The sequence below is a fragment of the Pseudoramibacter alactolyticus ATCC 23263 genome (assembly GCF_000185505.1).
GTDB lineage: Bacteria > Bacillota > Clostridia > Eubacteriales > Eubacteriaceae > Pseudoramibacter > Pseudoramibacter alactolyticus.
In genome coordinates, this window is record NZ_GL622397.1 from 1 (window position 1) to 507 (window position 507).

General features: G+C 61.3%; 1 protein-coding gene. It reads left to right on the forward strand.

Annotated elements, in window-relative coordinates:
• A partial coding sequence (locus HMPREF0721_RS11335; RefSeq protein WP_006599939.1) for a beta/alpha barrel domain-containing protein occupies positions 1-507 on the forward strand: 507 nt, incomplete at both ends.

The window sequence follows — 507 nt, forward strand, 5'->3', positions numbered from 1 at the left end:
AGCTTGTGCCGTTATGGCCCTAGAAAGAGTCCCTGCCGATATCCGAGCTCAGGGTGGCGTGGCAAGGATGAGCGACCCCGACCTTATCGAGGGCATCATCGAGGCTGTCTCCATCCCTGTCATGGCCAAAGCCAGGATCGGCCACTTCGTCGAGGCCCAAGTGCTCGAGTCCCTCAAGGTGGACTTTATCGATGAGTCGGAAGTGCTTAGCCCGGCTGACTACGCCAATCACATCGATAAGTGGGCCTTTGGCGTCCCCTTCGTGTGTGGGGCGACGAACCTGGGCGAGGCTCTGCGCCGCATCACCGAGGGCGCTGCGATGATCCGATCTAAGGGAGAGGCGGGCACCGGAGATGTTTCCGAGGCCGTCCGTCACCTGCGTACCATCCGTGCCGAAATGGCGCGGTTGAGCAGCATGTCTCCCGACGAGCTCTATGTTGCGGCCAAAGAGCTGCAGGCTCCTTACGACCTCGTTGCCGAGGTAGCTCGCACAGGAGAGCTGCCGGT